This is a genomic window from Actinoplanes sp. NPDC049598 (assembly GCF_040675435.1).
Classification (GTDB): Bacteria; Actinomycetota; Actinomycetes; order Mycobacteriales; family Micromonosporaceae; genus Actinoplanes.
This window is the reverse complement of record NZ_JBFAOX010000026.1, coordinates 47,952-74,889: the sequence shown is the minus strand read 5'-3', so window position 1 is coordinate 74,889 and position 26,938 is coordinate 47,952. Positions and strand designations below refer to the sequence as shown.

Sequence of the window (26,938 nt, the reverse complement as noted above, 5' to 3'; positions counted from 1 at the left end):
GTTTCAGGCGACGAGGGAGTTCTCCGTCGACGACTCGGCCTGGCCGGTTTGGTCGCCGGTCGACTTCGTCGTGGTGGGAGTGGTCGGCGGCGTCGTGTCCTCGGTCGGCGGGGTCGTCTCCGGGTCGGTCGGCTGCTCGGTCGGGTCGGTGGCCGGGTCCGTCGGGTCCGGGGTCTGCGACGGCGGCGGGTCGGTCGGCTTCGGCGAGGACGACGGCGTGCTGCTCGGCGTGGCCGACGGGGTCGTCGGCTTCTTCGACGGTTTGGCCGACGGCGACTTGCGCGGCTTCTTCGTCTTGTTGCGGGCCGGGGTCTCGGTCTTCTCCACCTGCTGGTAGACCGGGGCGGAGGTCGCCGGCGTCGTGGCTGCCGGGCTGCTGGGGCGCGGCGAGGTCGCCGCCGGGTGAGGGCTTTCCACGGCGGCCTCGGCCGGCTTGCCGCCGGGGGTCTTGCCGCCGTTGGCCAGCTGCAGGCCGAGGATGCTGAGCACCGTCGCCACCGCGGCCAGGGCCCCCACCAGAGCGGCGCGGCGGCGGCCGATCGGGCGGCGGGCCGGTTTGGCCGGGGTCGCGGTCACGCCGAGCGGGGCCCAGTCGGCCGCGCCGCGCAGCATCGGGAGCTGGTGCTCGGTGCGGGTCAGCGGGGCCGGGCCGCTGAGGCTGCGGAGGGTCTCGGCGACCGACTCGGCGGTGGGGCGCTCCTGCGGGTCCTCGGCGGTGCAGGCCTCGTACAGCCGGATGATGTCCTTGGGCAGGCCGCTGATCCGGGGCAGGCGCGGGGCCGGGCGCTCGTGGCGGTTGGCCAGGATCTCGCCGAGCGTGCCGGGCCAGGCCCGGGCGCCGGTGAGGCACTCGAACAGCAGCAGGCCGAGCGCGTAGACGTCGGCGGCCGGGTACGTCGGCTCGCCGCGCAGCTGCTCGGGGGCGAGGTGGGCCACGCTGCCCCAGATGCCGCCGTTGGTGTCGATGCTGTTGCCGCCGGCCGCGATGGCGATCCCGAAGTCGAGGACCTTCACGCCGTCCGGGGTGAGCATGATGTTGCGCGGGTTGACGTCGCGGTGGACCAGCTCCTGCGAGTGGGCGTGGGCCAGCGCGGCCGCGGTGTCGGCGGCGATCGACGCGGCCTGGCGCCAGCGCAGGGCGCCGGTGCGGGCCAGCCGGTCGGCCAGGGTCTCGCCGTCGAGGAACTCCATGACCAGGAACGGGGTCCGCTCCGTGCCGTCGATGACCTCGCCGTAGTCGTAGACCTGGGCGATGTTCGGGTGGTTCAGGCCGGCCGAGGTGCGCGCCTCACGCAGCACGTCGGCCGGGCCGTCACCGGCGTCCGAGACGTAAGGGTGGAACATCTTGATCGCGACGGGACGCTTGAGCGTACTGTCGAAGCCGTAGTGGACGACGGCGCTGGAGCCCTCACCGAGGGCTTCCCTCATCTTGTAGCGTCCCGCGAGCAGTTGCACTGCGACCTCCCCATGGCCGTGTCGGCCACGAAGTCGACCGCGCCGCCGCCACGCCCGCGATCGCGGAGCTGCCGTCGGGGCGACGGATCACCCGCAACCTGACCCGGATCATACCCGCCCGATCAGGCCGCGAACCCAACGGTGATCTTCCACTCGCTGAACTTTCGGTCCTTTGTCACGCCGTGCCGGGTGTATGGATCTTTGTCGACGAGCGCCTGGGCCGCCTCGAGGTCGTCGGCGATCAGGACGATGACGCCGCCGCTGAGGTCGGCCAGCGGCCCGGCCAGCAGAAGCGAGCCCTCCTTCTCCAGCCGGGCCAGGTGTTCGAGGTGCTCGGGCCGGCGGGCGGCCCGCTCCGGGGTGTCGTTGTATCCGTAGGTGACAATGAAGTGGCTCATCGATTTGTCCTTTCTTCGAGGCGATAGACCGTGCGGGCCGTCCGCGAGAACACGTCGGCCTGTTCTTCTTCGGTGCGGTGGGCGAGGGCCTGCTTCCACGCGCCGGTCAACTCGGCGGCGGAGGTCCACAATTTCTCGACGGGCAGGTTCGTGCCGAACATGGCCCGGTCCGACCCGAATTGCCGGAGGACCTCGTCGGCCACGAACCGGATCAGCTCGGGGTCGATGCGGTGCACGAAGGTCCCCTGGCCGGTCAGCTTGACCACGACATTGGGGTGCTGGGCCAACTCCGCCATGCCGGCCCGCCATTCGGCGACGACGGACGGGTCCTTGTGGTCGGTGAGCATTCCGGCGTGTACGAGGACGAAACGCACGCCGGGATTGTCGGCGACCAGGGCGGCCGCGTCGTACATCTGGCCCGAGAAGACCTGGAGCTCGAAAAGCCAGCCGAGGTCGGCCAGGGCCGCGATGTTCTCCCGGAAGATCGGGTCGTTCATCCGGTCGGGCCCGTCGGCGAAACGGAATTCCGGCCTTTCGTGCCAGTGCAGTTGTAGCCGGGTGCCCACCACGAGCGGGCTGATCGCCTGCTGGGCCCGCATCACCTCGACGGCGTCCTTGGCGAACAGATCGGCGCAGCCGACCACGGCCGTGGGCCAGCCGCTTTGTTCGTGCACGCCGGCGATCCACCGGATCTCGTCCACGACCCGGTCCAGGGGCCAGTTCGGCTGGACGTAAACGGACGCCCCGATGCCGGCGGAGATGGCGTCGTGGCGATATTCGTCGATCAGATAATCGCGGCGGATCGGTTCGTACGGGCCGAAGATGCGCGGCACCATCGGCCCGGACAGCCACGGCATGTCGGCCTGGCGCCACACATGGTGATGCGCGTCGACGATGTCACCTGAATACATGGGTTCCCAACCCTTCCCGGACGGCGGTCAGCGCGGTTTCGAGGTCTCGTACACCGGTCAATGCGTCGAGGTCGGCCCGGACGGCCGCCATCGCCCGGGTCACCGGCCGGTAGGCCGGGGCGCAGGCCAGCGGCGACCACCAGAGGAGCCGGTGGGCGAGCCGGGCGAGCCGGCCGACGGCGTCGGTCATCGCCGTGCAGTCGCCACGTTCGAGCCCGTCGGAGAGCACGAGCACGAGGGCGCCGCGGGCCATGGTCACGAAGCGCGCGTGGCCGAGGAACGTCTGCAGGCTCTCGCCGATCTGGGTGCCGCCCTCCGCGTCCAGCACCTGCTCGGCCAGGGCGGCGAGGGCGGCGTCGGTCTCGGGATCGCGCAGCGCCGCGGTGACCCGGGTGAGCCGGGTGCCGAAGGTGAAGACCTCGGCCCGGGCGCAGGTGGCGACGGCGGCATGGGCGAAGCGCAGGTAGTTCGCGCTGTACTGCTTCATCGAGCCGGACACGTCGACCAGCACGAGCAGGCGGCGCGGCTGCGGGGGCCGGTGCCGCCAGTGCAGCCGCATCACCTCGCCGTAGGTGCGCCGCGACTCGTGGTAGGTGGCGCGCAGGTCGACGCGCCGGCGACGGCCGCCGGGCCGGTCGCGCCGGGACCGGGTCGCCGGGACGTTCCCGGGCAGTTCCCGGCGGATCTGCTGAAGGAGCTCGTGCGCGCCCGGCGTCGTGTCGGCGAAGCGGACCACCGCCTCGGGGCTTCTCCGGCCGGCCGCGAGCCCGGCGCCGCCGCCTTGATCGAAGACGGCGTCGCCGCTTTCTCCGTCGCCCGCCGCGCCCGTCGTCTCATTTCCGGCCTCGGCGACCACCAGCTCGGTGGCGCCGAACAGACCGCGGAAGACCTCGTCGTAGATGAGCAGATCGGATTCGGACTTCACCAGGGTGGCGGCGCCGATCCAATACAGCTGCCCCACGGCCGTTTCCACGGCCGCGAAGAAGTCGAGCTGCTTGGTGACCGTGATGGCGAGCCCTCGGACCCGGAGCCGTTCGAGGAAGTCATCGAGAATCATCGGTGAAAACCTCGCTCGCGTGCGCCGTGATGAGCGCGACGTCCTCCTCGTTCTTCAGCACCAGGCCGAGCGACGCGCGCAAAGCCTCGGCGGCGTCGGCGCCCTCGGCCATGAGGGTCTGCGATCCTTGCGCCCAGGCAATGGCCTCGGCGATGCCGGGTCGCTTCAACGGGCCGAGGGAACGGATGACGTTCACCGAATGCACGAGCCGGGCCGCCGCCCGCGCGCTGAGCCCGGGCGCCTGAGCCTCGACGATCGTGCGTTCCCGTTCCGGGTCGGGAAACGGGATCCAGTGGTAGAGGCAGCGGCGTTTGAGCGCGTCGTGCAATTCGCGGGTCCGGTTGGAGGTCAGCACCACCAGTGGGGGCACGGCGGCGGCGATGGTGCCGATCTCCGGAATGGTGATCTGGAAGCCGTCGAGAAACTCCAGCAGGAACGCCTCGAACTCGCTGTCGGCCCGGTCGATCTCGTCGAGCAGAAGGACCGCGCCGGTGCGGCTGCGCAGCGCGCGCAGCAGAGGGCGTTCGAGGAGGAACTCGTCGGCGTACAGATCCGCGACCGCGGTGCCCTGCACTTCCGCCGCCCGCAGACTCAGCAGCTGCTTGGGATAGTCCCATTCGTAGAGCACCTGAGAGACGTCAATGCCCTCGTAGCACTGCAGCCGGATCAGCTCACGCCCCAGCGCGTCGGCCAGGACGTGCGAGATCTGCGTCTTGCCGACACCCGGTTCGCCTTCGAGAAGCAACGGCTTCTGCAGGGCGATGGCCAGCCGTACGGCCGTGAGCAGCCCCTCGTCCGCGAAATACCGGCGTTCCCGTAATTGGCGGCCGAGGGTGTCGCGGTCGGGCGGCGTCATGCGCGCAGCGCGTCGAGGCCGCGCAGCACCGACTCCGGGGTGAACGGCATTGTGGTCAGCCGAACCCCGCAGGCATCGAATATGGCGTTGGCGATGGCCGGGATCGGGGCGTTGGCCGTCATCTCGCCGATGCCCTTGGCCCCGAACGGCCCGTTCGACGACGGCCGTTCCAGGATCACGCTGTTCTGGGTGGGTATCTCGGCCGGCCCGGGCATCAGGTATTCGCAGAAGTCGACCGGACCGTGGTCGCGGGAGGCCGGGTAATACGGCTCGGTCGATTCGAAGAGCGCATGCGAGACACCCATCCAGGCGCCGCCCTCGACCTGCTGGGCGGCCATGGCCGGATTCAGCGCGCGGCCGATCTCGTACGTGTTGTGCAGGCTCAGCACGGTGACCACGCCGGTCTCGTCGTCCACCTCGACCTCGGCCACCGTGCAGGCGTGGGCCTGGCACGAGTCCGGATCCATCTCGCCGGTCTCGGGCACCGGATAGTTGCGTTCCTTGAGGAACATGCCGCGGCCCGAGATGCTTTTGCCCTGCTTGAAATGGGCGGCCAGGGCGATGTCGGAGACGTGGATTTTCGTGTCCGGGCTGCCCTTGAGCCGGACGAAACCCGTGCCGTCGGTCTCCAGATCGCCCGCGTCGACCTCGAGCTCCTCGGCCGCCACGTCCAGCATCACGTCGCGGGCCTCGCGGGCGGCCATGATGACCGCGTTGCCGACCCGATGCGTGCCGCGGCTGGCGAAGGTGCCCATGCAGTGCGGGCCGGTGTCGGTGTCGGCGGTGTCGACGATGACGTTCTCCATCGGCATGCCCAGCGTCTCGGCGGCGCATTGCGCGACGACGGTCTTCAACCCCTGGCCGAGGTCGACCGAGGAGAGGCTGATGACGAAACCGCCCATGGTGGTGGCGTGGATCAGCGCCTGGGACGGGTCGCCGCCGAGGTTCATCCCGGTGGGGTAGTTGACCGATGCGTACCCACGACCGCGCAGAAGCGTCATGCCGGGCCTCCGTTGGATGTCATGGCCAGGTACTCCTCGGGCAGTTCGTGGCCGACGAGGGCGGCGGCCCGCTGGATGACCTCGATGAGCGCGGTCCCCTCGGCGACTTTGCGGTGGGCCTTCATGTCGCCGTCGCGGTAGGCGTTGCGCAGCCGGAACTGCAACGGGTCGATGTTCAGGGCACGGGCGATCCGGTCCATCTGCGACTCGAGGGCGAAGTCGGCGATGGTGACCCCGAAACCGCGCATGGCGCTCGACGGGGTGCGGTTGGTGTAGACGCAATGGCAGTCGGCGTAGACGTTCGGGATCGTGTAGGGGCCGGGCAAATGGGCGCAGGCCTTCGTGGTTCCGTACGGCGAATGGCGTGAATAGGCCCCGGCGTCCACATAGAGCATCACCTTGCGCGCCAGAATGCGCCCGTCGCTGGTGACGCCGTCCTTGATGTAGATGCGCTCGGCCGCCCGCGGCGACGAGACCTGCATCTCCTCCTCGCGGGTGTAGACGAACTTGACCGGCCGGTTGGTCAGCGCGGCCGCGATGCACGCGAGGGGCTCGACCATCACGTCGACCTTGCCGCCGAACCCGCCGCCGACGGTGCCACCCTTGACCTGCAGGTCGGTGAACGGCCGGTCGAGGATCAGGGCGGTGTTGTCGAGCGTGAAGAACGCGGCCTGGGTGTTGCTGTGGATCAGCAGCCGGCCGCCGCCCTGCGGCACGACCACGCAGCCGGTGGTCTCGGTGGGCGCGTGCTCGATCGGGGCCGAGCTGTAGCGCCATTCGAAGATGTGGTCGGCCTGGGCGAAGCCCTGCTCGACGTCGCCGAAGCGCAGCCGGCGCGCGTGGTGGCCCTCGTAGACGAAGTAGTTCGTTCCCGATTGCTTGATCACCGGAGCGTCTGGAGACAGAGCCTCCTCGACGTCGAGGACGGCCGGCAGCTCGGTGTAGCTGACCTTGACCCGGCGTACGCCCTCGAGCGCGGCCGCCTCGGAGTCGGCGACCACGGCCACGATGGGTTCGCCCTTGTAGAGGACGCGGTCCTCGGCCAGCACCGGCTCGTCGTTGGGCTCGATGCCGATCAGGCGCAGCACGGTGTACCAGTTCGACGGCACGTCGCGGTGGGTGATGACGTGCAGCACGCCCGGCACCCGCAGCGCCTCTTCGTAGTCGACCGCGTTGATCAACGCGTGGTGGAGTGGTGAGCGGTGGATCTTGACGTGGGCCAGGTCGGGGAAGGTGCGGTCCTCGAAGAACTCGGTCCGCCCGGTGACGTGGCCGCGGGCGTCGGAGCGCTGGACCGTCTTGCCGATCACCTTGTAATCGGGTGACTTACGCTCGTCCTTGAAGTACTCGGTGTCGATCGGATTGACCCGGGGCATCAGAGGCTCCTCCGCTCGGCCGCGTCCAGGATGGCGCTGATGATCGGCTCATAACCCGTGCAGCGGCACACGTTGCCGCTGATCGCCTCGGCCACCTCGTCCCGCGTCGGGTGCGGATTGCGGTCGAGCAGCGCCTCGGCCGACATGATCATTCCGGGGGTGCAGAAGCCGCACTGGGTGGCGAAACCGTCGAGAAACGCCTGTTGCACGGGGCTGAGCTCCTCGCCGTGGGCCAGTCCCTCCACAGTGGCCACGTCGGCGCCGTCGACGGTCACCGCCGGCACCAGGCAGGAGACGACCGGCTGGCCGTCGAGCAGCACCGTGCATGAGCCGCAGGCGCCCTGCGCGCACCCCCGCTTGGCCCCCATCAGGCCGAGTTGCTCGCGCAGGGCCAGTAACAGGGTGGTCTCCGGTTTGCTGATGAACGCCTTGCCGACGCCGTTGACCTTGAGATTGACGATCTTCACCGGGCCTCCTGGGGTCAACGGCCGAGCAACGCTCGCCGAAGGTGGACGGGAAAGACACGACGGCGATACCAGGCCGAGCCGTACGCGTCGTCGCGCGGCTCGATCTGCTCGAGCCCCGCCCGCGCGGCGTCCTCGACGGTCTCGGTGGTCAGCGGCCGGCCGAGGAGAGCCGCTTCGACGGCGGTGGCGCGGACGATCCGGTCGCTGACCCCGCCGAGGGCGACGCGGGCGGCGGAGACGACCCCGCCCTCCTCGGTGATGGTGGCCGCGACGGTGACCAGCGACGCGGAGTTGAAGCGGCGGCGGGCGGCCTTGAGGTACTTGAACGCGCCGGGCCGGGGGAGTTCGAAGGTGACCGCGGTGACGAGAGCGGCTGTCCCGGCCAGCAGCTCGACGCTGACTTGGCGGCTCGGGCCCGGTTGGCCGCCTCCGCTGGGTTGACTGCCTCCGCTGGGCTGGGCGGCGACGGTGGCGCGGGCGTCCAGAGCGACCAGGGCGACGGCCAGGTCGCCGTACGGCTGGGGGACGAACAGGTTGCCGGCGACCGTGGCCAGATTGCGGACCGGGACCGACGCGATGGAGCGTACGACCGGGTTGAGGAACTTGATCCTGGCGTCGTGCTCGAGCTGGGCGAGGGTCGTGGTGGCGCCGATGGTGACCGCCGAGCCGTCGGCGTGGATGCCGGCCAGACCGGTGCGGCGCAGGCTGACGAGCTCGGTCGGTGGTGATCCGTAGTCGTTGAGCCGCGGCATCAAACTCGTGCCGCCGCCCAGGATGGTGGCGCCGGCGGCGATCAGACCCACAGCCGCGGGCACGTCCTCCGGGACATGAACCTCAGTCAACATGCGAGATCCTTTTATCGATATCGATAATTCAACGTAACGATGCCTGACTATGCTGGTCAAGAGAGCATTTACGGTAAGGAGACGAGGGTGCCGTCAAGGCCGACGTTGAGCGAGGGCATCCGGGACGGCCTGGTCGAGCAGATCGTCTCGGGCAAGCTCAGGTCCGGCGAGCGCCTGATCGAAACGAAGATCGCCCACGACTTCGGGACAAGTCAGGCCCCGGTCCGCGAAGCCCTGCGCGAGCTGGAGGCCCTCGGTTTCGTCGAGAGCCGCCCCCGCCGCGGCCGTCACGTGCTGCCCTTCGTGGAGCAGACCATCCGGGAGGCGTACGTGGTCCGCGCCGCCCTGGAGGAGGCCGCCACCCGCCTGGCCATGCTCAACGGCAAGCTCCCGCTCGACGACATGCGCGCCGACGTCGACGACATGTACCGCTGCGCCGCCGACGGCGACGTCCGCGCCATGGGCCTGGCCAGCACCCGTTTCCACCGCCGCGTCGTGGCCGCCAGCGCCAACTTCCTGCTCGAGCGCGCCTGGGAGGGCCTGCAGATCGAGGCCCGTACGGCCATCGCCCTGATCACCCTCGACCCCGAGCTCACCCACGTCGCCGACGAGCACGCCGAGCTGCTGGCCGTCCTCGAGACCGGCGACGTGGAGGCCGCCTGCCTGCACACCCGCTCCCACCAGTGGGCCTACGCCGACCTGCCGCACGACATGCACGGCGCTGCCCGCGAGATGCGCTTCCCCGCCCAGACCTCTTAGCGGAGGGCGGGCCGGCTCGTCACTGCTGGGGGGCCACCGCGGAGTCGATGTGCCGGACGTCGCGGTGCCGGCAATCGGATTCGCACCAGCGGGTCGGGTAACCGCGGCGGTCCAGCTCGGCCCGGGCGAAGCTCAGCCAGGCCGGGGGCTCGTCCAGGCGGCCCCGGCCGGCCAGGTACGCCGGGTGTTCCGGGTCGGCCAGCGGGCGGGGGCGCTGATGGATGCCGGCGTCGGCGAGGATGTCCTGGACCTCGTGCGGGCTGGCGGCAACGTGCAGGACCCACCAGTCGGCGACCGGCGGCGGTGGCTGCGACCACATGGGTGATCACCTCTTCGCGGGCGGTTGACCTCCTTCCAGAAATAAAATCCCGGACGGCCGCTGTCAAGGTCTTGACGGCGAAATCGTCTCGTTGTACTGGTGGAAGAGAAAGTTGAGTCGGTGGCGCTCAACTACCTGGTGATCCCAGAACAGCACCGAAGGAGGACACGACCATGCTGATGCGCACCGATCCGTTCCGCGAGGCCGACCGCTTCTTCGAGCAGCTCGCCGGCACCTCCGGCCGCCCCGCGGTCATGCACGTCGACGCCGAGCGGGACGGCGACTGGTTCAACGTCTACTTCGACCTCCCGGGCGTCGACCCGGACTCGATCGACCTCACCGTCGAGCAGAACGTGCTGCAGGTCCGGGCCGAACGCCAGCGCACCCGCCGCGACGGCGTCGAAACCGTGATCAGCGAACGCCCCATGGGCGTCTTCAGCCGCCAGCTGTTCCTCGGCGACACCCTCGACACTGACAAGCTGGAAGCAACCTACGACAACGGCGTGCTGACCCTGCGTATCCCGATCTCGGACCGCGCCAAGCCCCGCCGCATCAGCGTCGCCGCCGGCACCAGCGGCCGCAAGCAGATCGCCGGCTGAGTCGTCACCGTTCGGCCGGCTGATCCAGCCGGCCGAAGCGGGTGGCGTCGTCGGCGCGGAGGATGTTGTTGAACATGACGTAGGCCGGGCCGGGGCCCACGATGTCGGTGAGCTGGGCCAGCTCGGCGTCCGTGTAGACGTGGCGGGCGCCGGTGATGCCGTGCAGGCGGTAGTAGGCCAGCGGGGTCAGGCTGGGGCGCAGGAACGGGTCGGCGGCGTGGGTCAGGTCCAGTTCCTGGCACAGGTCGCGGACCAGGTCGTCCGGCCAGGGGCCGCGGGGCTCCCACAACAGGCGTACACCGTCCGGGCGGGGAGCGCGGGTGCAGAACTCGCGCAACCGGGCGATGGCCGGCTCGGCCGGGCGGAAGCTGGCCGGGCACTGGAGCAGGATCGCGGTCGCCTGCAGGATCTCGGCGCAATGGAGGGTGGTGTCCCAGGCGCGGGCGACGACGGGCGTCCAGCGGAAGCCGCCGACCTGGGTGCGTTCCTCGTCGGTGATCGGGGTGCGCAGCCGCCGGTAGGTGGAGCTTCGCGTCTCGTGCGTGATCAGCTGCCATGCCTTGATGGTGAACTCGAAGTCCGGTGGGACGGTGGCCCGCCAGCGCCGCAGGGTCGCCTCGCGGGGTGGCTCGTAGAACGTCTGCTGGACCTCCAGCACCGAGAAGCGTTGCGCGTACGCCGTCAGCGCCATGCTGGCCCCGCACAGGCCCACCTTGACCGGCATCATGATCGGGGTAATACCCGACCGAGTGAGCACCCATGTGCGGCACCCTTGCCGCGGCGACGGCTACGGCAAGGTGACTTGTCATGAAACGTCACTTTGCCGCAGCTGTCGTCGCGGTCTGTGTCCTCGCTGGTCAAGCTCCCGCTGCGGCCTCGGCGCCCGATGAATGGGGGCAACCGGCGGCACACGCGACCGGCGACTACTACAACCCGGGGGAGACCCGGCTGACCATGGCCGCCGCGGCCAAGCTGAGGGCGCGCTGGACCGTCCCACTGGCCACGGCGAAGTGCGCGACGCCGGCCGTGCCCCTGGTCGCCGCGAACCGGCTGATCACCGCCGGGGCGTACCGCATCAGTGGATTCGACGCGACCACCGGAGCGCTGGTCTGGCAGACGCCCGCCAGCACGCGGAAGACGAGCATCAGCCTGGCCGCGATCGTGGGGACGCGGCTCGTCGCCCAGTCGCGGGACTGCCGGTCCGGCAAGACCTTCCTGGCCACGTACGACGTGACGACCGGCCGGGTCCTCTACAGCAAGCGGATCCCCGAGACCATGTACGGCCTGCTCGCCGACCGGGGCATCGTGGCCGGGAGCGTGTGGGACGCGACGATCAGCAAGTACGGCATCCGGGCCTACCGCATCGCCGACGGCTCCCGGGCGTGGGCGCGGCCGGACGCGTCGATCGGCGGCGAGACCGTGGCCGCCGGCGGGAAGATCCTGGTGGTGGCGGACGGTAAGACGACCGCGGTCGACCTGACGACGGGCAAGACGGTGTGGCCGGCCGGCGCGGGCTGTTACACCCCCATCGGCGCCTCGCCCGACGGCGCGACGTTCTACATGCGATGCGACCCGGACGGGCCCATCCGCAGCGTCGACGCGGCCACCGGCGCCGTCCGCCAGACCTTCCCCAGCCCCGCCGGGGGCACCGGGTTCGCCACCGACGGCGAGCGCATCTACCTGCACACCTTCGCCGACGAGCTGATCGCCGTCGACGCCAAGGACGGGCGGCGGGTCTGGACGACCAAGTTCACCCGGGACGCGCCCATCATGTTCGCCGTCGGCGGGGGAGTGCTGTACGGCTGGCGGGACAGCACCCACCCCCTGGCCGCCGTCAACGCCCGGACCGGCGAAGTCTTCCGGCTCGGCGCTCAGATCTCCGGCTTGGCGGCGGCCCCGATGGTGGCCAACGGGCGGCTGTACGCGCGTACGGAGTCGACGGTGACCGCGTACGCGCCCTGACGCTCTCCACCAGCGATGGGCCGTCACCTTCGGCGGTTGCGGCCCATCGCGGTTCCCGGCGTTCAGTCCTGGAGGGAGTGCTTGAGGAAGGCGGCGGCCTGAGCCACGGCGGCCTTGGCGGCGTAGGTGTCGTGCATCGCGTTCACCATCACGAAGTCGTGGATGCTGGCCGAGTAGGTCACGTGGGTGACCGGGACGCCGGCGGCGCGCAGCTTGTCGGCGTAACCGGCGCCGTCGTCGTGCAGGACGTCCTCGAGCGCGTTGATGATCAGGGCCGGCGGCAGGCCGGTCAGCTGCTCGGGGGTGGCCCGTAGCGGGGACGCGGTGATCTGGGCCCGGTCCTGCTCGCTGGTGGTGTACTGGTCCCAGTACCACTGCATGGCGGTGCGGGTCAGCCAGTAACCGTCGGCCCAGCGCCGGTACGAGTCGGTGTCGAACCCGGCGTCGGTGACCGGGTAGAACAGCGCCTGCCCCTTGAACTCGACGTCGCCGCGTTCCTTGGCCATCAGGGTCAGGGCGATGGCCATGTTGCCGCCGACCGAGTCGCCGCTGATCGCGATGCGGGTCGGGTCGAGGCCCTCGTCGGCCCCGTGCTTCGTGACCCAGGCGGCCACCGCGTACGACTGCTCGTTGGCCACCGGGTACCGGGCCTCGGGCGAACGGTCGTACTCCGGGAAGACCACCGCCGCGCCGGCGCCGATCGCGAGGTCGCGGACGAGACGGTCGTGGGTGTGCGCGTCGCCGAACACCCAGCCGGCGCCGTGCGTGTAGACCACGACCGGCAGCGGGCCGGTGACGCCGAGCGGCTTGACGATGCGGGTCCGCACCGAGCCGGTCGGGCCGCCCTCGACCGTGATCCACTTGTCGTCGACCTCGGGCTTGTCGATCGGGGTGTCCTGCACGCCGTCGACGATCTTGCGGCCTTCCTCCGGCCCGGCCTGGTACAGATACGGCGGTTCGGCGGTGGCCTCGGCGAACTGCTGCGCCGCCGGTTCCAGCGAAACGTTGTGCGGGTTAGCGGGCATCGCGGATCTCCTCGGCGGCGTCGGTGATGACCCGGGCGACCTCGGCCGGCCGGGCGTGCATGACCAGGTGGGGGGCGTCGATCTCGGTGACGTGACGCAGGCCGGCCCGCTTGTAGCCGTACCGCTCGACCTCGGGGTTGATCGTGTGGTCGGCCGACGAGACGATGCCCCAGGCCGGCTTGGTCTGCCAGGCGGCGGCGCTCGCCTTCTCGCCGAAGGCCAGGGCCGACAGCGGGCGCTGCGACACCGCGAGCACCTGGGCGGTGGCCAGCGGCACCCCGGCCGCGAAGACGTCCGGGAAGGCGTCGACCTTGACCGACACGTCGGTGCCGTCGGTCCCGTCGGGCAGGGTGTACGGCTCGTAGACCAGGTTGGCCGCCAGGTTGGAGTCGGGGAAGCCGCCCTGCAGCTCGCCCAGGCTCTCGCCCTCGGCCAGCGCGTAGCCGGAGACGTAGACGAGACCGGCGACGTTGTCGGCGACCCCGGCGACAGTGATCACCGCGCCGCCGTACGAGTGCCCGGCCAGCAGGACCGGCCCGTCGATCTGCTCGACGAAGCGGCGGATGTACTCGGCGTCGCCGGACAGGCTGCGGTTGGGCACCGGCGGCACCCGCACGTCGTAGCCGGCGTCGAGCAGCAGCCGGGTGACCGGCGCCCAGCTGGCGGAGTCGGCGAACGCGCCGTGCACCAGCACGATCGTGGGGGTGGAGGTTGCAGTCATCTCGGTTCCTTCCAGGTGGTGAGGAACCGAGCACAACAGGGGTCACTGCACGATCACTGCAAAGCGGATGCAGTTCCCATCGCGGCCAAGGCGTCGTCGACCGCCTTTAATTCCTCGGCCAGCGCTTCGGGGCCGTACAGACCGATGTAGGCGTCGTGGTGCCGGCGGGTGATCTCCCGGAACAGGTCGGCGGCGGCGCGGGCCTGCCGCACGTCGCCGGTCCGGGCGTGCGCCAGCGCCAGGACGTAACCGGCGATGAACTGGGTGAGGAGGTTCCCGGCGGCCGCGTTGGCCAGCGCCCAGTCGGCCATCCGGATCGCCGTGGCGCTGTCGCCCAGATTCAGCGCGGCCTCGGCGCGGCGGCAGGCCAGGATGACCGCGGCGCTGTCCATCCCGGCGCTGCGGGCCAGCGCGAAGCCCTCGTCGGCGACGACGGCCGCCTCGGCCGCGGCGTCCGTGTTGATGTCCTCGATGGCGAGCGCCTCGAGGGCATAGACAAGCGCGCCGGCATCGGCCGATTCGCGGGCCAGCGCGACGGCGCGCAGCAGATGGTGGCGGCGGTCCGCCTCATCGAGGATCGACGGCCACCCACCGAGCGAACGGTGCACCTGCGCCTGCCAGAAGGCCAGATTTTGCCGTACGGCGATGTCCAGCGCCCGGTTCAGCAGCTCGACCGCGTACCGGGCTCCGGACCCCGCACGAGGGTGGCCGCCTCCCGCAGGATCGCGATCGTGAGCATGCTGTCGCCGGTCTGCTCGACGGCCGCCAGCACGCGCGAGGTCTGTTCGCGGGAGTCGGCCCTCGCCTCGGCCGACGACGACCGCAAGGGCCGCACGTGCAGCACGATGACAGCGGCGGCCTCGGCCCGCCCACGGTCGAGGGCGAGATCGATGGCGCCGACGATCGCCGGCCGCTCGGTCACGTACCAGTCGAGGGCGGCCTGGTCGTCGGGCATCGTGACCGGGATGACACCGGCCGGCGGCGGCCCGGGATCGGTCGGCGGTGGGAGCCGATAGGTCAGGTAGGCCGCTCGGGTGGCGTACAGATAGTGGTCGATCAGCCGGTGCTCGGCCTCGTCCCGTTCGCCGGGGTCGCCGTCGAGCAGCTCGGCCGCGTAGGCGTGCAGCAGGTCGTGCACCGCGTACCGGCCCGCACCGAGCTCCGTGATCATGTTCGCGGAGTGCAACTCGGCCAGTGCCTCGCCGGAGGCGGTGGTGCCGGCGATGCTGGCCGCCGCCGCGGCCGGGATCTCGGCCGCGGGGTGCACCGCGAGCAACCGGAACAATCGGCTCGCGGACGGGCTCAGGGCGGCATAGGACCAGGAGAAGGCGGATCGTACGTCGTCCTGCGGCTCGCCGGTCCGCAGCCCGTCCAGCCGGTGGGCCGCCGCCTCCATCTCGGCGACCACGTCGGCCAGGCTCAGGTTGGGCCGGACGGCGGCCCGGGCGGCCGTGATGGACAGGGCCAGCGGCAGCCCCGCGCACAACCGCAGGAGCGCGCCGGTCGCCGCCGGGTCCGCGGTCAGCCGCCGGTCACCCAGCCGCCGGGCGAGCAGGTCCCACCCGGCCGCCCGGTCCAGCCGGCCCACCAGGACCGGGTGGGCCGCCTCGTGTGCGATCAGGCCCGCGAAGCGGTTGCGGCTGGTGACGATGACGAGGCATCCGGTCGACCCCGGCAGCAGCGGGCGAACCTGGGCCGAGTCGTGGGCGTTGTCCAGCAGCAGAATCATCCGCCGGTCGGCCACCGCCGAGCGCCATCGCGCCGCCCGCGCCTCGAGTGTGCCCCCCGGCCGAGGCGGGTTCGACGCCGACCGACTCCAGCAGCGTGCTCAGGGCCTCGGCCGGCTGCAGCTGCCGGCCGTCCGCGTCGAAGCCGCGCAGGTTCAGATAGACCTGCCCGTCGGGGTAGTCGGCCCCGAGCCGATGCGCCCAGTGCACGGCCAGCGTGGTCTTGCCCACGCCGGCCATGCCGCTGAGCACCACGATCGCCGCCCGGCGGCCGTCCTCCAGCGCCGCCATCAGGTCGTCGCGCGGCGTGAAACCGGCCACCGGCAACGGCAGCTGAGCGGGCCGGGCCCGCTCCGGCTCGGCGTCCGGCTCGGTCAGCGCGTCCAGGTGGGCGGCCCGCAGCTCGACCGTGGGGTCGGTGCCCAGCTCCCCGGCGAGCCGCTGGCGCACCTGCTCGAAGTGCAGCAACGCCTCGGCCCGGCGGCCGGTGGCGGTGAGCAGACGGATCAGGCGGGCCTGCAGCGGCTCGTGCAGCGGCGCGGCGGCGGCGACGGCGGCCACCAGGGGCAGCAGGCGCCGCGCCCGCGGATGAGCGAGCGCGACCTCGGCCGCCTCGACGGCGACCTCGGCCCGGGCCGCGTCGATCGCCACGAACGAGGGCAGGCCGAGAAGGTCGGCCGGGAGACCGGCGAACGGCTGATGCTGAGCCAGTTCCAGGGCCTGCTCGTACTTCTGGGCCGCCTCCCGGTGGTCGTCGCCCGCCGCGGCCGTCCGGGCCGCCGCGGCCAGCTCGAAGAAGGCCTCCAGGTCGTTGGCGCGCCCGTCGACCCGCAGGCGGTAGCCGTCACCGACCGGCACCACCCAGGAGCCGGTCTCCCGGTGCCGCAGGCCGGGCTCGAACAGCCGCCGTACCTGCCCGATCAGCCGTTGCACCTGGTTGATGGCGCTCGGCGACGGCTCGTCGCCCCACAGCGCGTCGACGAGCTCGGAGGTGGAGACCACCGCTCCCCGCCCGGCCAGCAGGACGGCGAGCACGATCCGCCGCCGCAGCGGCCCGACGTCCACCTCGTCACCGGCCCGCCACAGCCGGAGCCCTCCGAAGACCGCGACCCGCGCAACTGTCGACACGGCCCCCACTCTGCCCGTCGCCGCACCGGTTGGAACTCCTGAGCAGCGACAATCACATGGTTACCCGAGCCACCGCCGGACGGTCAGCACGGCGTCGGCGAACGCCGCGGGTGCTTCCTGCGGGAGGTTGTGGCCGGCGTCGACGGTCCGGTGCTCGTGCCGGGCGCTGAACATCGGCGCGTGATCGGCGGTGCCACCCGGCTTCAGGGGGTCGGTGACGCCGTCCAGCGTCACCGCGGGCACGGTGATCCTCGGCTTGGCCGCGAGCCGGGCCTCGAGGCCGTCCAGAGCCGGATCGCCAAGGGCCTGGCCGAGCGCGTGGCGGTAGGCGTGGATGACGACGTCGACGAAGTCGGGATTGTCGAAGGATCCGGCGGTACGGGCGAAGGTCGCTTCGTCGAAATCCCATCGGGGTGACCACTGGCGCCACAGCATCCGGCACAGGTCGCGGCGGTGGGCGGTCAGGGTCTCGCGCCCGCGCTCGGTCTGGAACAGGTGCTGGTACCACACGACGTGCTCGAGGGCCGGGTCGAAGGCGTGCCGTTGCCGTTCGATGTCGATGATGTCGTAGCCGGCCAGTGAGACCAGCCCGGCCACCCGCTGCGGCCACAGGGCCGCCGCCACGCAGGAGGCCAGGCCACCCCAGTCGTAGCCGGCCAGGATGACACCGTCCAGGGGCAACGCCTCGACCAGCGCGATCAGGTCGGAGCCGAGCGCGGCCTGCTGCCCGCTGCGCGGAGCCGCGGCCGATCGCAGGCGGGTGGGCCCGAAGCCCCGCAGGTACGGACGGATGACCCGGGCCCCCTGAGCGGTCAGCAGCGGCACGACCTCGTCGTAGGCGTGCACGTCGTACGGGAACCCGTGCGACAGCACGACCGGCCAGCCACCGCGTGGTCCGTCCTGCAGATAGGCAACTGACAAGACTCCAGCGTCCACCTGTTCCATCGATCGAGCCTACGATGGCGGTGACTTGATCTCTGACAGACTGGTCGGGCAGGCCGTGACCGACGTGGCGGAGAGGCGCACCGTGACCGACCCGGAGGTCCCCGACAGGCGCGAGAAGCCCGCGGCCGTCGCGTTCACCCCCGGTTCCGGCCCGCCGCGCGGCCCGCTGGACCAGCGGCGGATCATCGAGGCGGCCGTACGCTTCATCGACGAGCACGGTCTGCGGATGCTCACGATGCAGCGGCTCGGCGCGTACCTCGGCGTCGAGGGCATGGCGCTCTACCGGCACGTGCCCGGTCGCGAGGCCCTGCTCGACGGCGTGGTGGAGGCGGTCGTCGACGAGCTGTTCGCCGACCCGGACGTGCACCTGCAGGCGCACAGCGGCTGGGTGGACTACCTGCAGCGTCTGGCCCACGGCCTGCGCCGCATCGCGCTGGCCCATCCGGAGGTGTTCCCCCTGGTGGCGACCCGGCCCCCGGCGGCGCCGTGGGTGCGGCCGCCGTTGCGGAGCCTGCGCTGGATCGAGTCGCTGCTCGAGGTCATGACCGAGGCCGGCTTCTCGGACGAGGACGCCGCCGCCGTCTACCGGGCGTTCAGCAGTTTCCTGCTCGGTTACCTGCTCCTGGAGGTCTCCGCCCACGGCGTGGAGACCGGGCCGGTCGAGGAGCCGGAGGTGGCGCCGCTGGAGGATCTGTCGGCCTATCCGATCTTGCAGCGCCTGGAGCCGCACCTGTCGATCGACGTCGCGGCCCAGGATTTCGAGGAGGCCCTGGAGGCGCTCCTCGACCGGGTCGCGCTGCTGTTGCCCCGCCGCCGGCGCCCGCCCCGGCTGACCGAGGAAAAGTAATTCCGGCCGAGCTGTTTATGGCATAAACAGCCAGGCGCGTTTCGAGGGCCGGAGCATGCAGGAGCTCCTTTGTAGACGATTTGGGTCAACCCCTCGTTTACGGTTCGGACGGCGACAAGATCGGCTCCGACCCGGTTTCGTTACTCGCGGCTTTTCTTGACCTTGCGGTCGTCGCGGAGCTGCAGGAACGGTTCCGCGGTGGGGTCGTGGCCGGCGGCGATGGCGCGGCCCCGCTCGAGTTCCGCGTCGAACTCGGCGCCGAGCAGGACGGCGATGTTGCTGATCCACATCCAGACGAGGAAGGCGATGACACCGCCCAGGGTGCCGTAGGTCTTGTTGTAGTCGGCGAAGTGGGCCAGGTAGATCGCGAACGCGGCCGAGGCCAGCACCCAGAGCAGCACCGCGAGGACGCCACCGGGGCTGACCCAGCGGAACCCGCCGGTCCGGGCGTTCGGCGACGCCCAGTAGAGCAGCGCGAACATGAGGCTGAGCAGCACGATCAGCACCGGCCACTTGACGATGTTCCAGGTGGTGACCGCGGCCGGGCCGAGCCCGATCAGATCGCCCACGACGTGGGCGAGGTCGCCGGTGAAAATGACGCTGGCCACCGAGACCACCAGCATCAGGCCGACGACCGCGGTCACGCCGACCCGGATCGGCAGCGTCTTCCAGATCGGACGGCCCTCCGGCACGTCGTAGACGGCGTTCGAAGCGCGCATGAACGCCGCGATGTAGCCCGACGCCGACCAGAACGCGACGGCGAGGCCGACGATGGCGGTGACGCCGGCCGTGCCCGGGTCCTTGACCTGGTCGAGCACCGTGGCGACGAGGTCCTGCAGCTGCTGGTTGGGGGCGACCTGCTGCACGGCGTCCTGGACCGTCTGCTGGCCGTTGCGGCTGAGCATGCCCAGCAGGGACACGAGCACCAGGAGGCCGGGGAAGATGGACAGGACCCCGTAGTACGTCAGCGCGGCCGCCCAGTCCGTCAGGTTGTCCTGGGAGAACTCCTTGACGGTGCGCTTGAGCGCGGCGAACAGCCCTCTGCCGCCGAGACCGGCCGGACTGGCGGGCCCGGCATCGGGTGGTGGGGCAGCCGGGCTGTGGTCAGAATTCATGCAAATGCCTCCGGTGGCACTCGACTATGCTCCCGGGCAGGTGCCCGTATCGGTAGTCGGCCAATCCCGCAGAGGTTGGTTTACGAGGTAAACACGTCATCCGTTTATGTGATAAACGCGCGAGTGGCGAAACGCGAGCTTATTTCATGATCGGGTAGGGGCCGGCCGCGACCGTCCTGGAATGGCATAGACGTCGGTTGATATTTGGACAGGATGGTGCAACCCTGGGTGGGAGCGCTCCCATCATCCGATCACCGACGAATGGAGGCATAACGTGCGTCCACACGAGACCCGTCAACCCGGCCGGCGATCCCCGACCGCCGCCCGCCGTCATCCCCTCCGGGTGCTCGCCGTGGTCCTCGCCACGATGATCAGCACGCTGTCCTGGGCCGGCTCCGCCGAGGCCCACGGCACGATCGTCAGCCCGGCCACTCGCGCCTACCAGTGCTGGCAGTCCTGGGGCAGTCAGCACATGAACCCGGCCATGCAGCAACAGGACCCGATGTGCTGGCAGGCCTTCCAGGCCAACCCGGACACCATGTGGAACTGGATGAGCGCGCTGCGGGACGGGCTGGGCGCGCAGTTCCAGGCCCGTACGCCCGACGGCCAGCTCTGCAGCAACGGCCTGACCCGCAACAACAGCCTCAACCAGCCCGGCGCCTGGCGGCAGACCGCTGTCACCAGCAACTTCACCGTCAAGCTGTACGACCAGGCCAGCCACGGCGCCGACTACTTCCGCGTGTATGTCAGCAAGCAGGGGTTCAACCCGGCCACCCAGAGCCTGGGCTGGGGCAACCTCGATTTCATCACGCAGACCGGCCGGTACGCCCCGGCGCAGAACATCTCGTTCAACGTCTCGACGTCCGGCTACACCGGGCATCACATCCTGTTCGTCATCTGGCAGGCCTCGCACCTCGACCAGGCCTACATGTGGTGCAGCGACGTGAACTTCACCTGATCAGCACCATCCACTCCGGCCCGGGCCGCCGAACCGGCGCCCGGGCCGGGCTGAAGGGTCATCATGACTTCCCGTTGGTACCGCAACCGCTACACCGGGGTGGCGGCGATCCTGCTCGCCGCGTCGGCCGGCGTGTTCGTCCTGCGCGACGCGTCCGGCTCGGAGGCGAAGCCGCCCGACCTGCGCACGCAGCTCACCGACCGGCTGCGCGGCACGCTCGAGAAATCGGACCCGGGTCAGCACAACCACGCCGGCCACAGCGCCGCGCCGATCACCGCTCCGGTGATCTGCGGGGTCCACCTGTACGGCTTCGAGCCCTCCACGGCCACCGAGCTCACCGCGGTCCGTACGGTCTACGCCTTCCATCTCTGCGGCGTCGCCGAGCCGAAGAGTCCCTGGGATGTGGCGGTCAAGCTGGCCGGCCCGGTCATCGTCGACATGTCGGCCGACCCGCCCGGGATCCGGCCGGTCGAGGCGACCGCCGACGTCCGTTTCATCGACCGGCTGCGCCAGATGTTCCCCAGCCCGTACGCGGAACTGGCCCAGAAGGAGGCGCTGAGCTCGGCCGAGATGACCGAGCTGCGCCGCCGTTACGACGAGGCGGCCGGCCTTTGACCCTACTTCGATCTCGTCCGGGCGACCGCTCCGTAGCCGGTCGCCTCGGCCGGGGTGGGCCGGGGGCCGGGTCCGGGCCGCCAGTCGGAGACCGACACGATCCCCGGCTCGAGCAGGTCGAGACCGTCGAAGAAGCGCTCGACGGCGGCCAGCGGGCGCGGCGAGAACAGCGGCCGGATGTTCTGGTTGACCGCGTTCATGGCGGCGATCGTCTGCTCGTCGAGCGGGTCGAAGGTCGCGTGCGACAGCACCAGATAACTGCCGGCGGGCAGGGCCGAGACCAGCTGCTTCACGATCTCGTACGGGTTCTCGTGGTCCTCGACGAAGTGCAAGAGCGCCACCAGCAGCAGCGCGACGGGCTGGGAGAAGTCCAGCGTGTCGCGCAGGGCCGGGTCGGCCAGGATCTTCTCCGGGTTCCGGGCGTCGGCGTCGATGTACGCAGTCGCGCCCTCGCGGGAGCTGGTCAGCAGGGCCCGCGCGTGCACGAGCACCAGCGGATCGTTGTCCACATAGACGATCCGCGACTCGGGCGCGATGCCCTGCGCGACGTCGTGCACGTTCTCGTTGGTGGGCAGGCCGGTGCCGATGTCGAGGAACTGCCGCACCCCCGCCTCGGCCGTCAGGTATCGCACCGCCCGCTGCATGAAGGCGCGGTTCTCGCGGGCGGCGGTGCGGATGTGCGGGAAGACGGCCGCGATCGCCTCGGCGGCGTCCCGGTCGGCCTGGAAGTTGTCCTTGCCGCCGAGCCAGTAGTCGTACCGTCGCGCCGGGTGCGGCTTGGTCACATCGAGACGCTCAGAAATGTCCGCGCTGTCGGCACTCACCAGGATCCCCTGTCATCCGTGACATCAGGCGGTAGATCGTAACCCGTCCCCCACCCATGTGAACGGAGTCCAGCATGCCGCGAAGGCGTAGTCGTACGGTCACTCTGCTGGCCGGCTTGCTCGTTCTGATCCCTTCGGCCGCCGCCGCGGCCCCTCCTCGCCCGGCGCCCCTGACGGAGCTGAGCGTGGTGTCCGAGCAGGTCGCCTCCGGGCTGCGGCGCCCGGTCGCGATCACCGGGCTGCCCGACGGCCGGATGCTGATCGCCGAGAAGGAGGGCACCGTCCGGGCCTACCACCCCGACACCGGTCTGGCCGCCGACCCGGTGCTCGACCTGACCGCCCTGGTCGACACGTCGGACAACGAGCGCGGCCTGCTCGGCATCACGCCGGCGCCCAACTTCGCGCGGACCGGCCTGCTCTACGTGGCGTACACCAGCCGGCCCGCCGGCGCGCTGACCCTGGCCCGCCTGCCCCTCGGCGCCCCGGAGCGGCTGCAGGTGCTGCTCACCCAGGAGCACGCCGAGTACGGCAACCACAACGGCGGGCAGGTGGCGTTCGGCCGCGACGGCTATCTCTACTGGTCCACCGGCGACGGCGGGCACGCCAACGACCCGTTCAAGTCGGGCCAGGACCTCGGCACCCTGCTGGGCAAGATCGTACGGATCGACGTGAACCGCGCCTGCGGCCCGAAGCCCTACTGCGTGCCCGCCGGCAACCCGTTCGTTCGTACGCCGGGCGCCCGGCCCGAGATCTGGCTGTACGGCCTGCGCAACCCGTGGCGGTTCTCGATCGACGTCGACAATTCCCTGTGGATCGGCGACGTCGGCCAGGGCCTGGTCGAGGAGATCAACCACATCCGCCCGTGGCAGGGCGGGGCGAACCTCGGCTGGTCCTGCAAGGAGGGCACCCCGATCTTCGACCAGGAGCAGTGCCGGCCCGGCGTGCAGTACGTCGACCCGGTCTTCGAGTACCCGCACTACATGACCGAAAGCTGCTCGGTCACCGGTGGCGTGGTCTACCGGGGCTCCCGGACCCCCAAGGCGCGGGGCACCTACATCGCGAGCGACTATTGCTCGACCCTCGCCTTCGCCGTGCGCCCCAGGCCCGGCGGCGGCTACGAGTCCGCCACCATCGGCAACTTCCCGACCCAGCCGACCGCCTTCGGCGTCGACGTGCAGGGCGAGCTGTACGTGCTGAGCGACTACCCCGGGTGGCTGAGCCGGGTGCGTTTCGAGTGAGCTTGCGGCCGGGCCGGGAGGCGGTACAACGCCGTACGCCTCCCGGCCCGGTCCGCCGCTCCGGGGTCAGGCGAGCCGGCGGACGACGTAGTTGGAGCTGAAGATCTTCCGCTTGCTGACCCGCGCGCCACTGTGCGGCGAGTCGTAGATGTAGCCGTTACCGGCGTAGATGGCGGCGTGGTAGCCGTACGAACCCCGGCGCGAGATCAGCAGATCACCGGGCTTCTTGGCCGACTTGCTGACGCCACGGCCGTACCGCTGCTGCGAATGCGCCTTGTGCGGCAGCTTGACACCGACCGACTTGCGGTAGACGTACATCGTGAAGCCGGAGCAGTCGAACCGGTGCGGTCCGGCCGCGCCGTAGAGGTAGAGCGCGCCGACGTGCCGACGCGCCTCGGCCAGGATCTTGGCCCCCTTCCCGGACGACGGCCTGATCACGGTGACCTTGATCTTCCGGCCGACGTGCGCGGCGAAGACGGCGTTGCCGGTGTAGGAGGTGCGGAAGTATCCCGTCACCTTCGGCGCGGCCGAGAAGCTGACCGTTCCCTTGCTGGTCAACCGCTTTGCGAACCAGGTGTGCCACTTGCCGTTCCGGTACGCCTGCAGGCGTACCACCCCCGAGGTGATCGCCGCGCCGGTGGCGGGGTTGCGGTAGGTCGCGGTGATCCGCACCGACTTGCCGGCGGTCAACGACCGGGCGCTGTACGTGGTCCGGATGGAGACCTTCTTCTTGGCCGCGGCGGCTTTCGTCGCGGAGACGTGCGCCGTGGGGGCCGGGCCCGCCGCGGCGACCGCGCCCGGAGTGCCGACCAGCTGGCCGGCGCCGAGGCAGAGACCCAGGGACAGTGCGATGGTGCCGGTGCCGACGGACATGCGGCGCCGGCCCGAACTGTGTTCGTGCACGGTGGAAACATCCTTCCGGCACGCCTGCGAGGTTAGCTGTCGGGTTCGGGCGGGAAGGTTGCCCGGCCGCCGGGGGCGGCTTCACCCCAAGGCCCTCGCCACGCCGCCCGCACCGGGTGCGGTGGCGCCGAAGAGCCGATGGTGGTTCCCCCGTCCCTGCCCCGTATGCCTTCGCGGTGGTGGTGTCGCTCATGGTCGCGACGACCGACCGGGGTAGGGCTCGGCGTGAGCCGGTTCGTCGCGAGCCGGCCCGCTCTGCGGTCGGCCCCATCTTGCTACACCAATTCCGCCGCTCCCTCCGAGCAGCAAAGACTACCCAAAGTAGTTGGCACATTGCTGAGTGCCCGGTTTCTTGCAGTTGAAATGACAAGCAGTTATTGATCTGCTACAAGAGGTGTAAGTCGACCAGTGAAAAAGGCCACACAATTCTCGGTCGAGGGATAGGCCCGGCGAGGCTGGTAACACCTACAAAGTGTAGGTTTTTACTTTCCGGAAGAGGCGACGCCATCTGATGACCGCAGCCCTCGGCCCCTCGTTCCTGAACCCGGAACACCTGATCTCCACCTTCGGCCTTCTCGGCATCCTGGCGCTCGTCTTCGCCGAGTCGGGCCTGCTGATCGGTTTCTTTCTGCCCGGCGACTCGCTTTTGTTCACCGCCGGGCTTCTGGTGGCCGACGGGACGTACCTCAAGCAGCCCTTGTGGCTGATGTGCCTGCTGGTGTCGATGGCGGCGGTGGCCGGGGACCAATTCGGTTATCTCTTCGGCCGCCGCTTCGGGCCGTCGCTGTTCCGGCGGCCGGACTCGCGGCTGTTCAAACGCGAGAATCTGACCCGGGCCAGTGGATTCTTCGAGAAGTACGGCGCCCGGTCCGTCGTTCTCGCCCGTTTCGTTCCGATCGTGCGGACCTTCACGCCCATCGTGGCCGGAGCCGGCCACATGAAATACCGCACCTTCCTGCTTTTCAACGTCATCGGCGGCACGCTGTGGGGCTGCGGGGTGACGATTCTCGGCTATTTCCTCGGGCAGATCGCGTTCGTGAAGTCGAACATCGAACTCATCCTCGCCGGCATCGTCGCCGTGTCGGTCATTCCGGTCGGCATCGAGCTCCTGCGCGGCCGGCGACGGGCCCGGGCCGGCCGATGAGGGCGGGTCACGACTCGTCGGCCAGCAGCTGCCGCAGCAGGGCGGCGTCCGCCTCGTCCAGCGTCCCGACGAACTGCTGGAGGACCCGGAGCCGGTCCGGGCGGGCGGCCAGGGCCGCGCTCATCTGCGCCGCCGCCGCGGTGGCGGCATCCTGGGTCGGCCAGTAGGCGTGCCCGCGGCCGGCGCGGCGCCGCTGGACGGTTCCCTTGTCGTGCAGCCGGATGAGGATGGTCTGCACGGTGTTGTAGGCGAGGCCACCACCCAGCGCCTCCTGCACCTCGGCCGCGGTCATCGCCTCCGGGGCGGCCCACAGCACGCTCATGGCCGCCGCTTCGAGGCTGCCGGGCGTCCGCCGCCCGCCCTTCGTCGTCACCGTCCTGACCTCCGCGGTCAGGATAGCCGCGGCGGGGTCCGATCTGCTCGGACCCCGCAACGGTCAGGCGGTCGCCAGGAGCTTGCTGTCGACCGCGGCGGCCATGGCCTCCATGCCGGCGTTGTTGGGGTGCATGTGGTCGCCCTGGTCGAAGCGGCTGCTCCACCGGGTCGGGGTGGCCGGGTCGTGCACGGCGGCGTCGAAGTCGACGACGCCGTCGCAGCCGCTGGCGCTGGAGCGGACGAACGTGTTGAAGGTCTTCCGGCCGGCCTCGCCCGTGCTGTTGTAGCTCTCCGAGTCCGCGTACGGCACCAGGGTTCCGCACAGGACCTTGACGTTCGCGCCGTGGCTGCGCTTGATCAGCTGCTTCAGGCCGGTGACGAGCCGGGACCCGCCGGACGCGTCGGCGCCGCCGAGGTCGTTGATCCCGAGGTCGGCGACGATCACCCACTTGACGCCGGGCTGGCCGAGCACGTCGCGCTGGAGCCGGTTGAGGGCGCTGCGGCCCTTGCCGTCCTGCAGGAAGGAGTTGCCGCTGATGCCCGCGTTGAGCACCCCGATGGCGCGGCCCTCGCCGGTCAGCCGCCGGGCGAGCACGTCCTGCCAGCCGCGGTTCTCGTTCCAGGTCGAGTCGTAGCCGTCGGTGATCGAGGCGCCGAGCGCGACGACCGCGCCCTCGGCCTTCGGGTTCTGGACGTCGACGCCGGCGAGGAAGTAGTAGCTGTAGAACGAGCGCATCCCGGACAGCTCGGCTTTGGTGCTCTGGTTGCCCGAGCCCGCGTAGTTGTCGCGGTTCGCGGACTCGTGCTGGGTCACCGAGGTGACCTTCTCCGGGACGTAGGCGCTGACGGCCAGGTCGGTGCCGGCGGCCAGCTTGTACGCCACCGGGTCGCTCACGACGGTCTTGCCGGCCTGGATGGTCACCGAGTCGGCGCCGCCGAAGGTCACCGGGGCGTTGGTGCTCTCGTCGATCGTGCCCTTGCCCGTGTGTTTGGCCAGGTGGACGGCGCTCACGGGGAGCGGGGCGGTGCCGAACTCGTTGGAGAGCCGGACGCGTACGGCGTCGCCGCCGACGGTCGTGCGAACCACCTGCCGAAGCGTCTCCTGCTGGAAGCCCTCTCCCTTGCCGTCCTGCATGGCCGTCGCCCAGGTGCCGGTCCAGGGGGTCTTGGGGTCGATCGGCGTGGTGTCGGCCACCGCGGCGGCCGAGGCGGGGGCCTCCGGCGCGGCGGTCTGTTTCCCGTCGTCCGACGAGATGCGCCACACCCCCACGGCCACTGCCGCCACAAGAACCACCAGAACGGTCGCAACCAGGAGTTTTGTACTTCCAGTCCACTTCACGGCGACCACAGTACGGCCCTGATCAACTA

The 26,938-nt window shown here is 70.5% G+C and carries 29 protein-coding genes, 1 pseudogene and 1 riboswitch; of the genes and pseudogenes, 8 read left to right on the top strand and 22 right to left on the bottom strand.

The features are described from left to right. Positions 1-3: 3 nt before the first annotated feature. From AB0J66_RS39740 to AB0J66_RS39700, 9 genes are all read right to left on the bottom strand, one after another. Positions 4-1,455, bottom strand: coding sequence for a protein kinase (locus AB0J66_RS39740; protein ID WP_364672318.1), 1,452 nt, complete (start codon positions 1,453-1,455; stop codon positions 4-6). Between the two features lie 122 nt (positions 1,456-1,577). Beyond that, positions 1,578-1,853 (bottom strand): YciI family protein, encoded by a 276-nt coding sequence (locus AB0J66_RS39735; protein WP_364672316.1) that lies wholly within the window; start codon positions 1,851-1,853, stop codon positions 1,578-1,580. Then, on the bottom strand, positions 1,850-2,764 hold the full coding sequence (locus tag AB0J66_RS39730; RefSeq protein ID WP_364672315.1) for an amidohydrolase family protein: 915 nt from the start codon (positions 2,762-2,764) through the stop codon (positions 1,850-1,852). The genes AB0J66_RS39735 and AB0J66_RS39730 overlap by 4 nt, the downstream gene beginning before the upstream one ends. Beyond that, entirely contained in the window at positions 2,751-3,821 is a 1,071-nt protein-coding gene (locus AB0J66_RS39725; RefSeq protein WP_364672314.1) for a VWA domain-containing protein, read from the bottom strand. The genes AB0J66_RS39730 and AB0J66_RS39725 overlap by 14 nt, the downstream gene beginning before the upstream one ends. Continuing rightward, positions 3,808-4,677: a MoxR family ATPase gene (locus AB0J66_RS39720; RefSeq protein WP_364672312.1), complete on the bottom strand. Its 870-nt coding sequence runs from the start codon at positions 4,675-4,677 to the stop codon at positions 3,808-3,810. The genes AB0J66_RS39725 and AB0J66_RS39720 overlap by 14 nt, the downstream gene beginning before the upstream one ends. Beyond that, positions 4,674-5,678, bottom strand: coding sequence for a molybdopterin cofactor-binding domain-containing protein (locus AB0J66_RS39715; RefSeq protein WP_364672310.1), 1,005 nt, complete (start codon positions 5,676-5,678; stop codon positions 4,674-4,676). The genes AB0J66_RS39720 and AB0J66_RS39715 overlap by 4 nt, the downstream gene beginning before the upstream one ends. Beyond that, positions 5,675-7,054, bottom strand: a complete 1,380-nt coding sequence (locus AB0J66_RS39710) for a molybdopterin cofactor-binding domain-containing protein (protein WP_364672309.1) — start codon at positions 7,052-7,054, stop codon at positions 5,675-5,677. Before AB0J66_RS39710 ends, AB0J66_RS39715 begins: the two co-directional genes overlap by 4 nt. Then, entirely contained in the window at positions 7,054-7,521 is a 468-nt protein-coding gene (locus AB0J66_RS39705; protein WP_364672307.1) for a (2Fe-2S)-binding protein, read from the bottom strand. Before AB0J66_RS39705 ends, AB0J66_RS39710 begins: the two co-directional genes overlap by 1 nt. A gap of 14 nt (positions 7,522-7,535) precedes the next feature. Beyond that, complete coding sequence (locus AB0J66_RS39700; RefSeq protein WP_364672306.1) at positions 7,536-8,366, bottom strand: FAD binding domain-containing protein; 831 nt, start codon at positions 8,364-8,366, stop codon at positions 7,536-7,538. Positions 8,367-8,453: 87 nt separating this feature from the next. On the opposite strand from AB0J66_RS39700, the gene AB0J66_RS39695 reads away from it, so the two are divergent. After that, positions 8,454-9,125: a GntR family transcriptional regulator gene (locus tag AB0J66_RS39695; RefSeq protein ID WP_364672304.1), complete on the top strand. Its 672-nt coding sequence runs from the start codon at positions 8,454-8,456 to the stop codon at positions 9,123-9,125. A gap of 19 nt (positions 9,126-9,144) precedes the next feature. Here AB0J66_RS39695 and AB0J66_RS39690 read toward each other — a convergent pair whose 3' ends face one another. Then, positions 9,145-9,444: a hypothetical protein gene (locus AB0J66_RS39690; RefSeq protein WP_364672302.1), complete on the bottom strand. Its 300-nt coding sequence runs from the start codon at positions 9,442-9,444 to the stop codon at positions 9,145-9,147. 173 nt (positions 9,445-9,617) lie between these two features. Between AB0J66_RS39690 and AB0J66_RS39685 the strand changes: the two genes are divergently transcribed. Continuing rightward, on the top strand, positions 9,618-10,043 hold the full coding sequence (locus AB0J66_RS39685) for an Hsp20/alpha crystallin family protein (RefSeq protein ID WP_364672300.1): 426 nt from the start codon (positions 9,618-9,620) through the stop codon (positions 10,041-10,043). Positions 10,044-10,047: 4 nt separating this feature from the next. On the opposite strand, the gene AB0J66_RS39680 is transcribed toward AB0J66_RS39685, so the two are convergent. After that, entirely contained in the window at positions 10,048-10,770 is a 723-nt protein-coding gene (locus tag AB0J66_RS39680; RefSeq protein WP_364672298.1) for a DUF72 domain-containing protein, read from the bottom strand. 80 nt (positions 10,771-10,850) lie between these two features. On the opposite strand from AB0J66_RS39680, the gene AB0J66_RS39675 reads away from it, so the two are divergent. Next, complete coding sequence (locus tag AB0J66_RS39675) at positions 10,851-12,005, top strand: PQQ-binding-like beta-propeller repeat protein (protein WP_364672296.1); 1,155 nt, start codon at positions 10,851-10,853, stop codon at positions 12,003-12,005. Between the two features lie 62 nt (positions 12,006-12,067). Here AB0J66_RS39675 and AB0J66_RS39670 read toward each other — a convergent pair whose 3' ends face one another. The 6 genes and pseudogenes from AB0J66_RS39670 to AB0J66_RS39645 all read right to left on the bottom strand — a co-directional run bounded on the left by AB0J66_RS39670 (position 12,068) and on the right by AB0J66_RS39645 (position 17,551). After that, positions 12,068-13,030 carry an alpha/beta hydrolase gene (locus AB0J66_RS39670; protein WP_364672294.1) on the bottom strand — a complete coding sequence of 321 codons (963 nt, stop codon included), beginning with the start codon at positions 13,028-13,030 and terminating at the stop codon, positions 12,068-12,070. Beyond that, complete coding sequence (locus tag AB0J66_RS39665) at positions 13,020-13,751, bottom strand: alpha/beta hydrolase (RefSeq protein ID WP_364672292.1); 732 nt, start codon at positions 13,749-13,751, stop codon at positions 13,020-13,022. The genes AB0J66_RS39670 and AB0J66_RS39665 overlap by 11 nt, the downstream gene beginning before the upstream one ends. Positions 13,752-13,804: 53 nt before the next feature. Continuing rightward, positions 13,805-14,359, bottom strand: a complete 555-nt coding sequence (locus AB0J66_RS39660) for a hypothetical protein (RefSeq protein ID WP_364672290.1) — start codon at positions 14,357-14,359, stop codon at positions 13,805-13,807. 53 nt (positions 14,360-14,412) lie between these two features. Beyond that, a complete protein-coding gene (locus tag AB0J66_RS39655; RefSeq protein WP_364672288.1) occupies positions 14,413-15,480 on the bottom strand; it encodes an NB-ARC domain-containing protein in 1,068 nt (355 codons plus the stop codon). Positions 15,481-15,877: 397 nt separating this feature from the next. Next, positions 15,878-16,336: pseudogene (locus AB0J66_RS39650) on the bottom strand (BTAD domain-containing putative transcriptional regulator); the annotation flags it as partial. 330 nt (positions 16,337-16,666) lie between these two features. Continuing rightward, complete coding sequence (locus tag AB0J66_RS39645) at positions 16,667-17,551, bottom strand: alpha/beta hydrolase (protein ID WP_364672286.1); 885 nt, start codon at positions 17,549-17,551, stop codon at positions 16,667-16,669. 25 nt (positions 17,552-17,576) lie between these two features. On the opposite strand from AB0J66_RS39645, the gene AB0J66_RS39640 reads away from it, so the two are divergent. Then, entirely contained in the window at positions 17,577-18,398 is an 822-nt protein-coding gene (locus AB0J66_RS39640; protein WP_364672284.1) for a TetR/AcrR family transcriptional regulator C-terminal domain-containing protein, read from the top strand. Between the two features lie 140 nt (positions 18,399-18,538). On the opposite strand, the gene AB0J66_RS39635 is transcribed toward AB0J66_RS39640, so the two are convergent. Further along, entirely contained in the window at positions 18,539-19,513 is a 975-nt protein-coding gene (locus AB0J66_RS39635; RefSeq protein WP_364672282.1) for a YihY/virulence factor BrkB family protein, read from the bottom strand. A gap of 274 nt (positions 19,514-19,787) precedes the next feature. Between AB0J66_RS39635 and AB0J66_RS39630 the strand changes: the two genes are divergently transcribed. Together AB0J66_RS39630 and AB0J66_RS39625 are read left to right on the top strand one after the other, a co-directional pair. After that, positions 19,788-20,471, top strand: coding sequence for a lytic polysaccharide monooxygenase (locus AB0J66_RS39630; RefSeq protein ID WP_364672281.1), 684 nt, complete (start codon positions 19,788-19,790; stop codon positions 20,469-20,471). A 63-nt stretch (positions 20,472-20,534) separates the two neighbouring features. After that, entirely contained in the window at positions 20,535-21,086 is a 552-nt protein-coding gene (locus tag AB0J66_RS39625; RefSeq protein WP_364672280.1) for a hypothetical protein, read from the top strand. 2 nt (positions 21,087-21,088) lie between these two features. On the opposite strand, the gene AB0J66_RS39620 is transcribed toward AB0J66_RS39625, so the two are convergent. Beyond that, the gene (locus AB0J66_RS39620) at positions 21,089-21,910 is read right to left on the bottom strand and encodes an SAM-dependent methyltransferase (protein WP_364672278.1); all 822 of its coding nucleotides are present in this window, start codon (positions 21,908-21,910) and stop codon (positions 21,089-21,091) included. Positions 21,911-21,984: 74 nt separating this feature from the next. Here AB0J66_RS39620 and AB0J66_RS39615 point away from each other — a divergent pair, with 74 nt between their 5' ends. After that, on the top strand, positions 21,985-23,148 hold the full coding sequence (locus tag AB0J66_RS39615; protein ID WP_364672276.1) for a PQQ-dependent sugar dehydrogenase: 1,164 nt from the start codon (positions 21,985-21,987) through the stop codon (positions 23,146-23,148). 66 nt (positions 23,149-23,214) lie between these two features. Here the strand turns inward: AB0J66_RS39615 and AB0J66_RS39610 are convergent, their stop codons facing one another. Then, positions 23,215-24,051, bottom strand: a complete 837-nt coding sequence (locus AB0J66_RS39610) for an NlpC/P60 family protein (protein ID WP_364672275.1) — start codon at positions 24,049-24,051, stop codon at positions 23,215-23,217. 6 nt (positions 24,052-24,057) lie between these two features. Then, positions 24,058-24,185, bottom strand: a riboswitch (cyclic di-AMP (ydaO/yuaA leader). A 377-nt stretch (positions 24,186-24,562) separates the two neighbouring features. Between AB0J66_RS39610 and AB0J66_RS39605 the strand changes: the two genes are divergently transcribed. Then, positions 24,563-25,195, top strand: a complete 633-nt coding sequence (locus AB0J66_RS39605; protein WP_364672274.1) for a VTT domain-containing protein — start codon at positions 24,563-24,565, stop codon at positions 25,193-25,195. 7 nt (positions 25,196-25,202) lie between these two features. Here the strand turns inward: AB0J66_RS39605 and AB0J66_RS39600 are convergent, their stop codons facing one another. Further along, positions 25,203-25,568 (bottom strand): BlaI/MecI/CopY family transcriptional regulator, encoded by a 366-nt coding sequence (locus tag AB0J66_RS39600; RefSeq protein WP_364672273.1) that lies wholly within the window; start codon positions 25,566-25,568, stop codon positions 25,203-25,205. 63 nt (positions 25,569-25,631) lie between these two features. Then, the gene (locus AB0J66_RS39595) at positions 25,632-26,909 is read right to left on the bottom strand and encodes a GDSL-type esterase/lipase family protein (RefSeq protein WP_364672272.1); all 1,278 of its coding nucleotides are present in this window, start codon (positions 26,907-26,909) and stop codon (positions 25,632-25,634) included. Positions 26,910-26,938 lie beyond the last annotated feature (29 nt).

Bases quoted from the DNA above. Each gene is read 5' to 3' on its own strand.
- AB0J66_RS39675 (WP_364672296.1), top strand. From the start codon at position 10,851: ATGAAACGTCACTTTGCCGCAGCTGTCGTCGCGGTCTGTGTCCTCGCT.
- AB0J66_RS39605 (WP_364672274.1), top strand. From the start codon at position 24,563: ATGACCGCAGCCCTCGGCCCCTCGTTCCTGAACCCGGAACACCTGATC.
- AB0J66_RS39655 (WP_364672288.1), bottom strand. From the start codon at position 15,480: ATGATTCTGCTGCTGGACAACGCCCACGACTCGGCCCAGGTTCGCCCG.
- AB0J66_RS39735 (WP_364672316.1), bottom strand. From the start codon at position 1,853: ATGAGCCACTTCATTGTCACCTACGGATACAACGACACCCCGGAGCGG.
- AB0J66_RS39665 (WP_364672292.1), bottom strand. From the start codon at position 13,751: ATGACTGCAACCTCCACCCCCACGATCGTGCTGGTGCACGGCGCGTTC.
- AB0J66_RS39635 (WP_364672282.1), bottom strand. From the start codon at position 19,513: ATGAATTCTGACCACAGCCCGGCTGCCCCACCACCCGATGCCGGGCCC.
- AB0J66_RS39685 (WP_364672300.1), top strand. From the start codon at position 9,618: ATGCTGATGCGCACCGATCCGTTCCGCGAGGCCGACCGCTTCTTCGAG.
- AB0J66_RS39730 (WP_364672315.1), bottom strand. From the start codon at position 2,764: ATGTATTCAGGTGACATCGTCGACGCGCATCACCATGTGTGGCGCCAG.
- AB0J66_RS39710 (WP_364672309.1), bottom strand. From the start codon at position 7,054: ATGCCCCGGGTCAATCCGATCGACACCGAGTACTTCAAGGACGAGCGT.
- AB0J66_RS39615 (WP_364672276.1), top strand. From the start codon at position 21,985: ATGCCGCGAAGGCGTAGTCGTACGGTCACTCTGCTGGCCGGCTTGCTC.
- AB0J66_RS39670 (WP_364672294.1), bottom strand. From the start codon at position 13,030: ATGCCCGCTAACCCGCACAACGTTTCGCTGGAACCGGCGGCGCAGCAG.
- AB0J66_RS39645 (WP_364672286.1), bottom strand. From the start codon at position 17,551: ATGGAACAGGTGGACGCTGGAGTCTTGTCAGTTGCCTATCTGCAGGAC.
- AB0J66_RS39715 (WP_364672310.1), bottom strand. From the start codon at position 5,678: ATGACGCTTCTGCGCGGTCGTGGGTACGCATCGGTCAACTACCCCACC.
- AB0J66_RS39690 (WP_364672302.1), bottom strand. From the start codon at position 9,444: ATGTGGTCGCAGCCACCGCCGCCGGTCGCCGACTGGTGGGTCCTGCAC.
- AB0J66_RS39725 (WP_364672314.1), bottom strand. From the start codon at position 3,821: ATGATTCTCGATGACTTCCTCGAACGGCTCCGGGTCCGAGGGCTCGCC.
- AB0J66_RS39625 (WP_364672280.1), top strand. From the start codon at position 20,535: ATGACTTCCCGTTGGTACCGCAACCGCTACACCGGGGTGGCGGCGATC.
- AB0J66_RS39680 (WP_364672298.1), bottom strand. From the start codon at position 10,770: ATGATGCCGGTCAAGGTGGGCCTGTGCGGGGCCAGCATGGCGCTGACG.
- AB0J66_RS39700 (WP_364672306.1), bottom strand. From the start codon at position 8,366: ATGTTGACTGAGGTTCATGTCCCGGAGGACGTGCCCGCGGCTGTGGGT.
- AB0J66_RS39720 (WP_364672312.1), bottom strand. From the start codon at position 4,677: ATGACGCCGCCCGACCGCGACACCCTCGGCCGCCAATTACGGGAACGC.